The following is a 12,909-nucleotide window of genomic DNA, read 5'->3' on the forward strand; positions in this document are numbered from 1 at the left end:
GGTTCAGCCGGGCATCCGGCGCAACCCCATGTACTCGGCGATCGCGAACACCGCGACCACGGCGGCACCGGCCAGCAGAAACGCGACCCCCGCGGCGGTGAGCGGAAGCAGTCCGGATCCGGCCAGGGCAAGCATGCCCAGCACGGAAACAGCGTTGACCGCGACCACCGTCGTCGCGTGCGGCCGCGAAATCACCGGGTAGCCGGCGATGAGCAGCAGGACCAGCGCACCGCCGAGCATGGCCACACCGAACGGTATCGACCACGAAGTCGGTAGGCCCAGCGGATCCCGCAGCGGGGCCGCGGCGGCCAGCATGAGGATGCCGAAAGCCCCGGTGCCCCAGCCGTCGAGGCGCAGAACACGGCGCAACAGATCGTCGTGGGCGGCGGAGGCGGGGGCTGTCGCGGTGGTCATGGTCTGCCTTCCGATCGGAGGTTCTGCTCGCCTCCGACTGTTCCCGCTACGGGTCAGCGGCTCAATGACCTCGGAGGTCATGGTCTCCGCGCCCAGCCGCCGGATACGCTCACGCGGTGGCACCTCGCGCGGGCACCGGCCCGTCCCGGATCGGCAGACTTCTCCGGGAATGGCGGCAACGGCGGCGGCTGAGCCAGCTGGACCTGGCGCTGGCGGCCGGCTCGTCGGCGCGGCACCTGTCCTGCGTGGAAACCGGCCGGGCGGCCCCGAGCCGGGATATGGTCCTGCGATTGTGCCGGGCGCTGGATGTGCCGCTGCGCGAACGTAATACGTTGCTGGTCGCCGCCGGTTACGCTCCGGCGTACCAGGAGAGCAGCCTCGACGACGCCCATCTGGCCTCGGCCCGCGCCGCGCTGGACCACATGCTGGTCGCCCATGAGCCCTACCCCGCTGTCGCGGTGGACCGCTGGTGGGATGTGATCGCCGGTAATGCGGCGCTGGCTGTACTGACCGATGGAGCGGGCCCCGATCTCCCGGCCGGACAGCCCAATGTCTACCGCTCGGTCCTGCACCCCGAAGGGCTCATCGCCCGGCTGGCCAACCCGCGGCAGGTCCGCGAACAACTCCTCGAACGCCTGGCGCAACAGGTCGATACCACCGGAGATCCGCGGTTGCGGGACCTCTACGACGAGGTCGCCGGTTACCCCATCCCGCCCACGGGCGTCGAAACCGCCGGTGCCACCGCCCCCGGCCCATTCCAGGTGCCGTTACGCATACACACATCCGAGGGCGAGCTGTCCCTGTTCGCCACCATGGCCACTTTCGGCGCGCCCGCCGATGTGACGCTGTCGGAACTGGCGATCGAACTCTTCTATCCGCTCGACGATTTCACCGCCCGCTACCTGCGGTCGCGATATCAGAGATAGCTCGTATCGTTGACCAGCCGGACCGACGAACCGCCATCCGGGTAGAACTCCGCCAGCGACAGCGACGCCAAGTCCAGATGCAGCCGGTACAGCAGTGCCGGGCCGACGCCCAGTGCGAGCTGCAGCAGGGTTTTGATCGGGGTGACGTGGCTGACCACCACGATGTTCGCGCCCGGATACCGCGCCACCAGGTCGCGGCGCGCTCCCTCCACGCGCTCGCGGACGGCGTCGAAACTCTCCCCGCCCGGGGCGGGCAGGGAGGGGTCGCCCAGCCAGCGGGCGTGCAGGTCCGGGTCGCGTTCGGCGGCCTCACGAAAGGTCAGGCCCTCCCAGTCGCCGAAATCGGTTTCGGTGAGCCCGTCGATCACCCGGACTTCGAGGCCGAGCGCGGCAGCCGCGGCGTCGGCGGTTTCCCGGGCACGGCCGAGCGGCGAGGAGACCACCGCGCCGATATCGCCTTTGGCAGCAAGCATTTTCGCCGACCGCGCCGCTTGCTCGCGACCTACCGCGGTGAGTGGAGGGTTGCCCCGGCCCGAATAGCGCCGTTGCACCGAGAGTTCGGTCTGCCCGTGCCGCAGCAGCAGGAACCGGGTGGGGCGGCCGGTCGCGCCGGTCCAGCCCGGCGACGCCGAAAGACGCGCGGACGCACTACGGGAATCGGTGACCGGGTCGGCGCCTGCAAACCCGGCGGCCGCTCCCGGAGCGGTGCCGGTGGATGCGGGCGCAACCGATCCTGCGGGCGCGGAAGCCTGACTACTTCCTGCGGAAGTCGCGGCGACGGCCTCGTGGACTTCCTCGATCAGCCCACCATCGTCCATGGCCTCGTTCGCGAGCCGGTCGGCGTGCGAATTCTCGGCGCGCGGGATCCAGCGGTAACTCACCTGATCGAATCCCGCGGCCAGGCGGCGGGCGCGATCGGCGAGCGGGATCATCGCCGCGTGTTTGACCTTCCAGCGCCCCGACATCTGCTCGACCACGAGTTTGGAATCCATCCGCACCGCGACCACCCGCGCACCGAGTTCCGCCGCGGCCTCCAGCCCGGCGATCAGGCCCCGGTATTCGGCGACATTGTTGGTGGCGACACCGAGGGCTTCCTTACGTTCGGCGAGAACCGCTACCCGGTCCGCGTCGAACACCACGGCTCCGTAACCGGCAGGACCCGGGTTGCCCCGCGACCCCCCATCGGCCTCGACGATCACCTCACGCGCACTCATTCGGCCTCCCGCTCCGCGCCCACCTCACGACCCCGCCGGGGCCCGAACTCACAATCCGGATTCTTTGGTCCGCACCAGCACCGCGCCGCATTCGGGGCAGCGCACCACCACATCGGGCGCCGTTTTGGCGATCCGCGCGATCTCCCCGCGATCGATTTCGATCCGGCATGCCCCGCATCGGCGGGCCTGCAGCAGGGCCGCGCCGGTCCCGCGTTCGGTGCGCTGCCGGTCGTAGATCTTCAGCAGTTCTTCCGGGAAGATGCCGACGAGGTTCGCGCGGTCGGTGTCACACCGCTGCTGGGCGACGTCGAGGTCGGCCACGGCCGCATCGCGGCGTTCGCGGGCGGCGACGAGATCGGATTCGGCCTTGTCCAGCCGGGCGCCCGCATGTTCGTGATCGGAGGCGGAGGCCTCCCGCCGCTCCATCACCTCGAGCAGTTCGTCTTCGAGTACCGAGCGGCGGCGTTCCAGGCTGCCGAGTTCGTGCTGCAGTTCCGACAGCTGTTTGGCGCCGACCGAACCTGCTTCGAGCGCTGCCCGGTCGCGTTCCTCACGTTTGCGGACCGCATCGACCTCGCCCTCGAGTTTGCGGATATCGCGGTCCAGATCGTCGAGCACGATCTCCACGGCCACGGCCGCGTCCTTCTGCGCATTGCGTTCGGCCTCGAACCGGTCGACCTCTTGCTGTTCGGGCAGAACTTTGCGCCGGTGCGCGATCCGGGTCAGCTCGGTGTCGACCTCGGCGAGACGCAGCAGTTTGGCCTGAATCGATGGTTCGACATTCAACGCGAACGAACTCCCTGCACGCTGTGGACGGATAGAACGTCCACCGTACTCGGTCGCCGGACGGGCCGACCGGCCGCCGGTCCCGATCCCGGCGACCCGATCCGGCCCCGGCGGCTCAGCCGCCGCAGCCGACGGTCCACGGGTCGGTCCGCACCCGCGACACCCGCGTTTCCAGCTCCGGCAGACCGGCCCGGACCACCCCCGCGGCCTGCGCGCACCACGGGAACTCGGTGGCCCAGTGCGCGGCATCGATCAGTGCCGGCCCCGAACGGCGCAGATGTTCGTCGACGGGATGGTGCCGCAGGTCGGCGGTGAGGTAGGCGTCGACACCGAGCCCGGTGACTGCGTCGAGCAGCGAATCTCCCGCTCCGCCGCAGACCGCGACCCGGCGCAGGACGCGGTCGGGGTCGCCGGCGGAGCGCACACCCCAGGTGGTTTCCGGTAGGGCGGCGGCCGCGCGGGCGGTGAATTCCCGCAGAGTCAGTGGTTCGGCCAGTGTTCCGACGCGGCCCAGGCCGAGGTTGCCGGGTAGCTGGGCACGTTCGGTCACGTGGTAGGCGGGTTGTTCGTAGGGATGCGCGGCGCGCAGGGCCGCCAGGATCGCGCCGCGGTCGCGGGGTGGGGCGACGACTTCGATCCGGTCCTCACCCACCCTGGTCAGCTCGCCCACCGTGCCGACGGCCGGGTTCGCGCCGTCCAGCGGCCGGAACTGACCGGTCCCGGTGACCCGCCACGCCGCCTCCCGGTACTCTCCGGAGCCGCCCGCCCCGGCGGTGAACAACGCCGTCAGCACCACCTCGGCGTGGTCGGCCGGTACCTGGATGCTCCACTTGTCCACGGCAGGAACCGGCTTGGGGTCGAGCGGTCCGGTGACGGTCAGGCCGAGTGCCGCTGCCAGCGCGTCGGAGACTCCGGGGTCGGCGGAATCAGCGTTGGTGTGCGCGGTGAACAAGGCACAGCCCGCACGGACGAGCCGGTGGATCAGCGCACCTTTCGGCCGGTCGGCCGCCACGCTGTCCACTCCCCGCAGCAATAGCGGGTGGTGGGCGACCAGCGCCTGGGCTCCCCAGGTGACGGCCTCCTCGACCACGGCCTCGGTGACATCGACGGCGAACAGTACCCGCCGCACCTCCTCCCCCGGGTCTCCGCACACCAGCCCGACCGAATCCCACGATTCGGCCAGCCGGGGCGGATAGGCCGTCTCCAGCGTCTCGATCAGCTCTGCGAGCGTCGCCACACACCACACCTTTCGTCTGTTTCCGCCCGGTGGGCGGGGCCGTCCGGGCGTATTCGATTCTCACGCCGCCCGCGCGGCAAGCACACCTTCCGACGACTGAGCGCGGCCTCGGCCTCCCGTCAGGAAGGGGCATCGCCTATATCCGGCAACCGTAATCGGGTCCGGTGGATATGCAGACCCGACCCCGGTACAGGCGATGACGAGTCAGAGCGCGTGAACAGCAGGGGCTCGCGCCGACAGCGAGATCAGGCACGCGGCGGCATCGGTGAGGCGGCGTTCGGGGTGCCACGCCGCGGTCAGCTTTCGTGTGAGTAGGAGCGTGGTGGGGATCTCGACCAGTTTCCCCAGCCGCAACTCCCTGCCGACGGCGCGCTCGGAGACCACCGCCGGTCCCATGCCCGCGAGTGCTGCACCGACCAGCGCAGCCGTGGAACTCACTTCCAGCGAGGTGGTCACACTGCGGCCGAGTGCCAGTTCGAAGGTGCGCCGGGTCCCGCTGCCCGCCTCGCGGAGTACCCAGTGCTCGGCCGCCAGTTGTTCGGCACTCACGGGTCCTGCCTGCCGGGCCCATCGGTGATCCGGGCGGACGGCGACGATCACCCGGTCCGTTCCCACTGTGCGGATGGCGAGCGAGTCGGGTGTCTCTCCGGATTCGATGAAACCGATGTCGACGCGCTGTGATCGGACGAGGTCGAGAACGGCGGTGCTGTTGACGACCTGCAGGGTCGGCTGGATATGGGGCATCTGCGTGTGAAGATTCCCGAGCCACGACGGCAGCAGGTAGTCGGCGACCGTCAAGCTCGCCGCGATGCAGAGTTCGGACCGGCGTTGCGAACTGAGCGCCGCGACGGCGGAGCGCATGACGTCCACCGAGCACAAGGTGGAGCGCGCCCACAGCACAACTGCCCTCCCGTCGTCGGTGAAGGAGGATCCCCGGGGGGAGCGGGTGAGCAGGGTCAGTTTCCAGCGTGCCTCGAACTCCCTGATCCGAGCGCTGGCGGCCGGTTGGCCGAGCCCCAGCACCGCTCCGCCGGCCTTTACGCTTCCGGTCTCTTCGACGGCGACGAGTAGCCGCATGGTCAGCAGATCCAGATCCGGGCCTATCGGCCTCGGTGATACCCCGCCGTCGTTTTGCTCTCTACCGCGCATATCCGCCCCGCTGGAGTGTGGATGGGTGACTGTGACACAAACGAAGTCGACAACGATCACCGCGTATATGGCGGCATTGTCCGTTGCCGCTGCGGCGCTGGCAGTCAGTACGCAGATGCCGTTGCCCGGCCCGCTGATGCTGTCGCTGGTGGCCGGAATCGTCGTCGCCAATACACCGCTGAGCGGCGGCGAAACCATGCGGGCCGCCCATGCGGCCGGCCGGACACTGCTGCGTGCCGGGGTCGTCGTTCTGGGGCTGCGTATTTCCGGGGCCGATATCCTCGCGGTCGGTGCGGCCGGGATCGCCGTTGTCGTCCTGACGGTGCTGTGCACGTACACGGCCACGGAATGGCTCGGGCGCCGGCTCGGACTCGATCGTGATCTGGTCACTCTGGTCGCGGCCGGCTTCTCGATCTGCGGTGCGGCCGCAATCGCCGCCGTGAACGATACGGTGCGGGGGCGAGAACGGAATGTGGCGGTCGCGGTGGCGCTCGTCACGGTTTTCGGCACTGTCATGATGGTGGCGGTTCCGGGCGCCGCGAGCGTGCTGGGGCTCACGACGGCACAGACCGCGGTGTGGTCGGGAGCGAGTATCCATGAGGTCGCTCAGGTCGCCGCGGCCGCGTCGCTGGCCGGTGGTGGTGTGCTGGCGCTGGCCATGACGATCAAACTCGGCCGCGTGGTACTGCTGGCCCCGGTGTTCCTCGCGGCCTCGCGCGGCCGGGGCCGGCCCAGTGCGGCGCGGGCTGTTCCGTGGTTCGTCGTCGGATTCGTCCTCGCCGTGGCGCTCCGGTCGACCGGCGTACTTCCGGCCGCGGCGATCGGCGCAGCCGAGGGCCTGACCACCGTGCTGCTCGCGGCCGGGATGTTCGGACTGGGTCTGGCCATCCGGTTCAAAGAGCTGTGGCCGGTTCCGCCGGCGGCGTTGGGTCTGGCTGCCGCGTCCACCGCTGTTGCCGCGGGTGTCCCCTTGTTCCTGGTGGTGTTCCTGGTCGGCTGAGTACGTCACGAGACCTCCCGGACCGCGAGGACGGCCTGGCTCGCCAGACGTGCCGCGACGAACGAAGCGGCCCCGGGCCGCAGGGCGGTCGAAAGTAGCGCTCCGTCGTAGATGACCATCAACTGCTCGGCGAGTTCGTCGGCATTTTCCTGGCCTGTCATTGTTTCCAACAGCCGGTCTTTGAGGGCGGCCTTGTGCCGGGCCGCCCACCGGCGTGCCGCGCTGTCCTGTTCCGGCATCTCGGCGACGGCGAGCGCGAAAGCACAACCACGGAAGCCGGGCGCCTGCGACCGGCGTTCGGCGACAGCGAGGAAGGCGTCGAACACCGCGGTAGTGGACGTCTGCTGCCCGATCTGATCGGTGATCGCGGACATGGTGTCGCGATGACGTTTGGCCAGGTATGCCTCGACCAGATCGTCCTTACCCTCGAAGTTTCCGTAGAGGGTGCCGCGCGCGACATCGGCTTCGTCCAGAATCCGCTGCACTCCGGTACGGGTGATGCCTTCGGTGTAGAGAAGTCTGTCGGCCGTATCCATCAGGCGTTCCAGTCCGGGACGTCTGCGGCGTTGTGGAGTCCTGGTCACGGAAGGAGTGTACGGCGAATGATTGACTTTAACTAGATCGAGTGGTCTAGTTAACGAGGTCGATATGTGACCGCTACCACTGGACGATCAGGAAACTCATATGTGCTTTCACGACCCGTCAGATCGCAAGTACGCCGCCCATCTGCGCCGCGGTGCGCCCGAGATGATGAAGGCGTATGCCGGCCTCGGGGAGGCGGTGTTCAAGGGCGACGGGCAGATTCCGCAGAAATACCGGGAGCTCATCGCGATCGGCGTCGCCACAACCACGCAGTGCCCGTTCTGCATCGACTCGCATACCAAGGCCGCGGCCGAGGCCGGCGCCACCGCGGAAGAGCTGGCGGAGGCCGTGATGGTCGCTGCGGCCCTGCGCGCGGGTGGTGCCGTCACGCACGGGTTCCAGGTCATGAAAACCGCCCACGAAGCCGCGGCCACGGCCGGTGAACGGGCGTAGGAGGACTTATGACCAGGACTCTCGAACCGGCTGCCACGCCCGCCGATATCATCGTCGTCAGCCCGACTTCCGGGGATACCGTCGCCACGCTGCCGTCGGCCACGACCGCCGAGGTGGATGCCGCAATCGCCCGCGCCCGCGGCGCACAGCGCGAATGGTGGGGTATGACGTCCGACGCCCGGAGCAAGGTGCTGTGGCGCTGGTCGGAACTGCTCGACGAACACGCCGAGGAACTCGCCACGCTGGATGCCCGCTGTACGGGCAAGGTCATCCGTGACGGTCTGTCCGAGGTGCGTACCGCGGCCCGGTATGCCCGCTACTGGGCCGGGCAGACGGACAAGCTCTTCGGTGACCAGCTCAACGATGTACCGGGCCGGCTCTCGTACACGCTGCGTGAACCACTCGGTGTGTTCGGCGTGATCATTCCGTGGAACGCACCCTGCCTCGGCTCCGTTTCCCGTACCCTCCCGCCGTTGGGGTGCGGTAACGCGGTCATCGTGAAGCCCTCGGAGTTCTCACCGCTGTCGGCCTTGCGCAATGCCGAACTGGCCCGGGAAGCCGGGATGCCCGAGCACCTGTACCAGGTGGTCGTCGGTGCCGGTGATATCGGAGCACACTTGGCGGCCCACCCGGGCGTCGACGGAATTTCGTTCACGGGTTCGGTGGAGACCGGCCGCAAGGTCAATATCGCTGCCGCCGCGACGTTCAAGCGCACCACACTCGAACTCGGCGGGAAGAGCCCGGTGATCGTCTTCCCCGACGCCGATCTCGACGAGGCGGCCCTCGGGGTGCTGATCGGCATTCTCATGAACGCCGGGCAGATCTGCGCAGCCAACAGCCGCCTGCTGGTGCACGAGAGCGTCGCCGAGGAGTTCACCGCCAAACTGCTGGAACGCGCACAGCGAGTCGAGGTCGGTGATCCGCTCGATCCGCGGACCCAGGTCGGTCCGGTGGTGTGCCGGCGCCAATACGACAAGGTCATGGACTTCATCGCCTCGGCCGAGGCGGAAGGCGCGACCATCGCGGTGGGCGGCGGACGGCCTCTGCACCTGAGCGAAGACCGCGGGCTGTTCATCGCGCCCACCATCATCACGAATGTGCGTCCGGATATGCGTGTCAGTCGTGAGGAAGTCTTCGGCCCGGTACTGGGCGTATCGACCTTCGCCACCGAAGAGGAGGCGATAGAGCTGGCCAACGACAGCGAATTCGGTCTGTCCTCCTATGTCTGGACAACAGACGGTGCCCGCTTGCACCGGATGGCCGAACGTATCGAGTCGGGAGTCGTCCACGGCAACACCTATCTGGTGATGGATGTGCAGCTTCCCTTCGGGGGTTTCAAGAACAGCGGCGTGAGCAACGCGTTCGGGAACGAGGCCATCGAAGCCTGTACCCAGGTTAAACGCGTCACTGTGCGAACCGGGGCCGGACCCTTGCCCAGCCCGTGGCCCGGGGTGTGAGGAGATAGCCGATGCCCACGACAACACGGGCCTATTTCCAGCGGGAACCGAACGGTGCTCTCGAGCTGGATACCGTAACGCTCGGCGATCCGAAACCGCATTCGGTGCGGGTACGTATCACCGCGACAGGCGTATGCCAGAGCCAGATCTACTGGATGAGCCAACCCCGTCCCGAACCGCTGTTGTTCGGGCACGAGGGGCACGGGATCGTCGAGGAGGTCGGTTCGGCGGTCACCCGCGTCGCGGCCGGGGACTCGGTGCTGGTCACCTGGCTGCCCGGCGAGCGTAGCGCCACACGCGCGCCGGAACGCACCGAAGCCGTTCTCGCCGACGGATCTACGGCTTTCTGGAGCAATGTCAACACCTGGGCCGAGCACACGGTGGTCGACGAGGAATACCTGATCCGGTTACCCGCGGAGATCACCGATCCTGCCATCGGGCTGGTCGGCTGCGCGGTGCCCACCGGAGCCGGTGCGGTGATCAATGCCGCCGATGTGCGGGCCGGGGACGCGGTGGCCGTGATCGGGCTCGGCGGTGTGGGCCTGTCGGCGGTTGTCGCCGCCGCGGCCCGCGATGCCGCGGTCGTCTACGCGGTCGATATCGCCGGCGACAAGCTGGAGTTCGCACGCCACTTCGGTGCCTCGCATACTGTCGATTCCACGACCACCGATCTGGCCCAGATCGCGCACACCAGCGTGGTCAGCCGGACCGGATTGCCCGGGTTCGACAAGGTGATCGATTGTGTCGGCAGTACCGCGACCATCAATCAGTCGATCGCAGCAGTGCACGCGGGCCGGGTGTCATTGCATCGCGGCGGAGTTGTCGTCGTCGTCGGGGTGCCGAAAGGTGATGTCCCAATCGACGCGATTCAGCTTCTGACACAGGAGAAGTCGCTGCTGGGCACGCTCGGTGGCAGTTGTACGCACGAACAGTTGAACGAACTGTGCCGGTGGAGTCTGGACGGGCGGCTGGACCTGGGCCGTCTGGTCACCGACCGTTACGGCTTCGACGATCTGCCGAAGGCGGTCGAGGCGTTGCGTGCCGGGAAGATCCTCGGCCGCGCGCTCGTGACGATGTAGCCCACCGTACGCCGACCGAAAAGGCCGGGTACCCCGGATGAGGGGGTACCCGGCCTCTTCGTGACCCGAGCCCGTAGGAGTGCGGCTACCGCGGCACCGCCCAGGCCGAGACGAAGGTCTTGACCGAACCGTCGGCCGTGTTGTAACTGCGGCGCGGCAAGGTACCGATATCCGCGCCGTAGACGTGGATACCGACACACGGTACATCCGACGCCGCGGCCACCGCGTGCACATCCTGATCGGTGGTGCAGCAGACCTCGACATCACCGGGCCGCAGGAAATCCTCGCCCAAGAAGCTCAGTCCGTTCGGCGACCCGGCGTCGGGGGCGTATCGCCGCTCCTTCTCCAGCCCGGCGACGATGCCGATGACTCCCCAGGTTCCGTGGTCGTGGACGGGGGTTTCCTGCCCGACGTTCCATACCGCGGAGGCGATGCTGAACGAACGGTCCGCAGCGACGTGCAGTGGATACATTACGTAGTGATCCGGGTTCGGTGCGCGCAGCGGTTCGGGAATGACAACACCTCTGCCCAGCCAGGCCCGCAGATGTTCGGCGACCGCGGCGGTCACGGCGTACTCATCGGTGCCCTTCGCCGCGACTTCGTACTCGACCGCCGCCACGAACTCGACGAATGCGTCGAACCCGTCGATATCGGTGGCCTCGGCGGAGATCCCGGGGGTCATGACTGTTCCTCTCGTGGGGTGGTCGGACGTGCCCGCCGGGCGAACTGTGTCATCGCGGCGGCGAGATCGGGTCGGTTGATCAGGGACCGGGTGAGATCCGCCAGACCGGCCGGGTCGCCGGTGGCCGTCGCGGCCTTCAGGGCGCGCAGGGTGGCCGGTTCCCGGCGGACCGCGGAACGGATGAGGCGGCCGAGCTCGGCGTCGATCCGGGGCGGTTCGGTGAGTTGATCGAGCAGTCCGAGCCGGTGGGCTTCCGCGGCATCGACCCGGTCACCCGTGGCGGCCAGTCGTACAGCGGCCGCATCGCCGATGACCGCGGCCAGACGCCGGGTGCCGAGGACCACGCCGAAAGCCGACCCCGGGAAGCGCAGGGACGCCTGGTCGGTGCCGATCCGCATATCGCAGGCCAGCGCGAGGTCGGCGCCGGCCCCGACCGCGGCCCCTTCCAGCACCGCAATCGTCAGCATTGCGCTGGATTGCAGGCGCTCCAGCAGACCGCCGATACGCAGGAATCGCCAGACCAGCTCCGAGGTGGACGCATCCGGTACGTCGTCGAGATCGAAACCGGCGCAGAAGGTCCCGGCCGCCGAGCGGATCACCAGCGCCCGGCAGGCCTGTGCTTCGGCATCGTCCACCGCTCGGGTCAGCGCATCGACCGTATCGGCATCGAGCGCGTTCGCCCGGTCGACACGTTCGAGGGTGACGGTGGCGAGGTCGTCGACGACAGTGAGCTCGACCGCCGCCGGAACCGTTGTCAGCTCGCCCATTCGACGGCCACCTCCGTGGTGTGCTCACCCAACCGTGGTGGCCTCCGGGAGGTGTGCGGCGCGGCATTCGAAATACGCGCGGGGAATGCCAGATCCGAAACCTCACCGAGGACCGGGACCTCGACCGTGGTCAGCAGTCCGGTCTGCACGACATGCGGATCCGCGAGGATTTCCGCGAAGGTGTTGATGGGGCCGCAGGGTACGCCGTGCGTGCTGAGCACCTTCACCCAGTGATCGGCTGTCCGGGTGGTGAAGGTTTCCTCGAGCAACCCGGCGAGCACGGTCTGGTGCGCGACCCGGTCGGCCTGGCTCGCGAAGCGGGGATCGTCGAGCAATTCGGGGCGCTCGGCCGCCGCGCACACCGCATGCCACAGCCGATCGTTGCCGGCGGCCAGCGTGAACCAGCGGTCGCTGGCCCGGAAGGCCTGGTACGGCGCGTTCCGGGGATGGGCACTGCCCAATGCCTTGGGCGCACGGCCGGTTCCCCAGAACTCGCTGACCTGCAGGGCGGAGGTGGCCAGGAGGCAATCGAGCATCGGGACATCCACATGATGGGACCGTGTCCCGGCGTCCGGTGCGGCGAGCAGCGCGCTGACGGTCATCGCGGCGTAGAGCCCGGTGATGAAATCCGCGACGGGTACACCGGATTTGACCGGTTCGCCCCCGTCGGCGCCGGTGACGCTCATCAACCCGCTCATGCCCTGGATGACGACGTCGAAGGCCCCTCTGTCGCGATAGGGGCTGGTGAGCCCGTATCCCGAGATCGAGCAGAAAACGACTCCGCGGTGCTCGGCCTCGATGGATTCGTAGCCCAGGCCCAGGCGATCGAGGACCCCGGGACGGTAGTTCTGCACGACGGCATCCGCGGAGAGCATCAGCCTGCGCACCATCGCGTTCTGTTCGGGATCCTTGAGATCGGCCACCACCGACCGTTTGTTGCGGTTGAGCGAGGTGAAGTTGTAACTGAAGCGGTCACCATGTTCGTCCGACCCGATCGGTGGCCAGTTACGCATCTGGTCGCCGGCGGGTGGTTCGACTTTGACCACGTCGGCGCCCAGGTCGGCCAGCAACATGCCGGCGAACGGCCCCGCGGCCACGTGGCCGAATTCGACGACACGTTTTCCCTTCAGCGGGAGGTAGTCCGGTGTATCAGCGGATTTCAT

Annotated in this window: 14 protein-coding genes; 5 read left to right on the forward strand and 9 right to left on the reverse strand. The window is 68.3% G+C overall.

The annotated features are described in order from the left end of the window. Positions 1-3: 3 nt before the first annotated feature. The gene (locus NFL01S_RS16255) at positions 4-414 is read right to left on the reverse strand and encodes a hypothetical protein (protein ID WP_062976141.1); all 411 of its coding nucleotides are present in this window, start codon (positions 412-414) and stop codon (positions 4-6) included. A gap of 116 nt (positions 415-530) precedes the next feature. On the opposite strand from NFL01S_RS16255, the gene NFL01S_RS16260 reads away from it, so the two are divergent. After that, a complete protein-coding gene (locus NFL01S_RS16260; protein WP_245670723.1) occupies positions 531-1,340 on the forward strand; it encodes a helix-turn-helix domain-containing protein in 810 nt (269 codons plus the stop codon). Here NFL01S_RS16260 and NFL01S_RS16265 read toward each other — a convergent pair. From NFL01S_RS16265 to NFL01S_RS16280, 4 genes are all read right to left on the reverse strand, one after another. Next, positions 1,331-2,554, reverse strand: coding sequence for a bifunctional RNase H/acid phosphatase (locus tag NFL01S_RS16265; protein WP_062976143.1), 1,224 nt, complete (start codon positions 2,552-2,554; stop codon positions 1,331-1,333). The genes NFL01S_RS16260 and NFL01S_RS16265 overlap by 10 nt on opposite strands. Positions 2,555-2,602: 48 nt before the next feature. Beyond that, positions 2,603-3,340 carry a zinc ribbon domain-containing protein gene (locus tag NFL01S_RS16270; RefSeq protein WP_062976145.1) on the reverse strand — a complete coding sequence of 246 codons (738 nt, stop codon included), beginning with the start codon at positions 3,338-3,340 and terminating at the stop codon, positions 2,603-2,605. A gap of 115 nt (positions 3,341-3,455) precedes the next feature. After that, a complete protein-coding gene (locus NFL01S_RS16275) occupies positions 3,456-4,577 on the reverse strand; it encodes a Nif3-like dinuclear metal center hexameric protein (protein ID WP_062976147.1) in 1,122 nt (373 codons plus the stop codon). Positions 4,578-4,781: 204 nt separating this feature from the next. Continuing rightward, complete coding sequence (locus tag NFL01S_RS16280) at positions 4,782-5,726, reverse strand: LysR family transcriptional regulator (RefSeq protein WP_063915977.1); 945 nt, start codon at positions 5,724-5,726, stop codon at positions 4,782-4,784. A gap of 31 nt (positions 5,727-5,757) precedes the next feature. Between NFL01S_RS16280 and NFL01S_RS16285 the strand changes: the two genes are divergently transcribed. Continuing rightward, the gene (locus NFL01S_RS16285; protein ID WP_168433902.1) at positions 5,758-6,726 is read left to right on the forward strand and encodes a YeiH family protein; all 969 of its coding nucleotides are present in this window, start codon (positions 5,758-5,760) and stop codon (positions 6,724-6,726) included. Between the two features lie 5 nt (positions 6,727-6,731). On the opposite strand, the gene NFL01S_RS16290 is transcribed toward NFL01S_RS16285, so the two are convergent. Continuing rightward, complete coding sequence (locus tag NFL01S_RS16290; protein WP_157116592.1) at positions 6,732-7,310, reverse strand: TetR/AcrR family transcriptional regulator; 579 nt, start codon at positions 7,308-7,310, stop codon at positions 6,732-6,734. A 100-nt stretch (positions 7,311-7,410) separates the two neighbouring features. Between NFL01S_RS16290 and NFL01S_RS16295 the strand changes: the two genes are divergently transcribed. From NFL01S_RS16295 to NFL01S_RS16305, 3 genes are read left to right on the forward strand one after another with little or no spacing between them, the layout of a single operon-like run. After that, complete coding sequence (locus tag NFL01S_RS16295) at positions 7,411-7,761, forward strand: carboxymuconolactone decarboxylase family protein (protein ID WP_062976154.1); 351 nt, start codon at positions 7,411-7,413, stop codon at positions 7,759-7,761. A gap of 8 nt (positions 7,762-7,769) precedes the next feature. Continuing rightward, positions 7,770-9,218 carry an aldehyde dehydrogenase family protein gene (locus tag NFL01S_RS16300; RefSeq protein WP_062976156.1) on the forward strand — a complete coding sequence of 483 codons (1,449 nt, stop codon included), beginning with the start codon at positions 7,770-7,772 and terminating at the stop codon, positions 9,216-9,218. 11 nt (positions 9,219-9,229) lie between these two features. Continuing rightward, the gene (locus NFL01S_RS16305; protein ID WP_062976158.1) at positions 9,230-10,297 is read left to right on the forward strand and encodes a zinc-binding dehydrogenase; all 1,068 of its coding nucleotides are present in this window, start codon (positions 9,230-9,232) and stop codon (positions 10,295-10,297) included. An 85-nt stretch (positions 10,298-10,382) separates the two neighbouring features. On the opposite strand, the gene NFL01S_RS16310 is transcribed toward NFL01S_RS16305, so the two are convergent. From NFL01S_RS16310 to NFL01S_RS16320, 3 genes are read right to left on the reverse strand one after another with little or no spacing between them, the layout of a single operon-like run. Beyond that, positions 10,383-10,979 carry a cysteine dioxygenase family protein gene (locus NFL01S_RS16310; protein ID WP_062976160.1) on the reverse strand — a complete coding sequence of 199 codons (597 nt, stop codon included), beginning with the start codon at positions 10,977-10,979 and terminating at the stop codon, positions 10,383-10,385. Continuing rightward, positions 10,976-11,746: an enoyl-CoA hydratase/isomerase family protein gene (locus tag NFL01S_RS16315; protein ID WP_062976162.1), complete on the reverse strand. Its 771-nt coding sequence runs from the start codon at positions 11,744-11,746 to the stop codon at positions 10,976-10,978. Before NFL01S_RS16315 ends, NFL01S_RS16310 begins: the two co-directional genes overlap by 4 nt. Further along, positions 11,734-12,909: a CaiB/BaiF CoA transferase family protein gene (locus NFL01S_RS16320; protein WP_062976164.1), complete on the reverse strand. Its 1,176-nt coding sequence runs from the start codon at positions 12,907-12,909 to the stop codon at positions 11,734-11,736. The genes NFL01S_RS16315 and NFL01S_RS16320 overlap by 13 nt, the downstream gene beginning before the upstream one ends.

It is taken from the genome of Nocardia flavorosea NBRC 108225 (genome assembly GCF_001613385.1).
Lineage (GTDB): Bacteria > Actinomycetota > Actinomycetes > Mycobacteriales > Mycobacteriaceae > Nocardia > Nocardia flavorosea.

Coding starts and splice junctions, on each gene's coding strand:
- NFL01S_RS16255 (WP_062976141.1), bottom strand. CDS start 414: ATGACCACCGCGACAGCCCCCGCCTCCGCCGCCCACGACGATCTGTTG.
- NFL01S_RS16265 (WP_062976143.1), bottom strand. CDS start 2,554: ATGAGTGCGCGTGAGGTGATCGTCGAGGCCGATGGGGGGTCGCGGGGC.
- NFL01S_RS16280 (WP_063915977.1), bottom strand. CDS start 5,726: ATGCGCGGTAGAGAGCAAAACGACGGCGGGGTATCACCGAGGCCGATA.
- NFL01S_RS16295 (WP_062976154.1), top strand. CDS start 7,411: ATGTGCTTTCACGACCCGTCAGATCGCAAGTACGCCGCCCATCTGCGC.
- NFL01S_RS16300 (WP_062976156.1), top strand. CDS start 7,770: ATGACCAGGACTCTCGAACCGGCTGCCACGCCCGCCGATATCATCGTC.
- NFL01S_RS16305 (WP_062976158.1), top strand. CDS start 9,230: ATGCCCACGACAACACGGGCCTATTTCCAGCGGGAACCGAACGGTGCT.
- NFL01S_RS16310 (WP_062976160.1), bottom strand. CDS start 10,979: ATGACCCCCGGGATCTCCGCCGAGGCCACCGATATCGACGGGTTCGAC.
- NFL01S_RS16315 (WP_062976162.1), bottom strand. CDS start 11,746: ATGGGCGAGCTGACAACGGTTCCGGCGGCGGTCGAGCTCACTGTCGTC.
- NFL01S_RS16320 (WP_062976164.1), bottom strand. CDS start 12,909: ATGAAATCCGCTGATACACCGGACTACCTCCCGCTGAAGGGAAAACGT.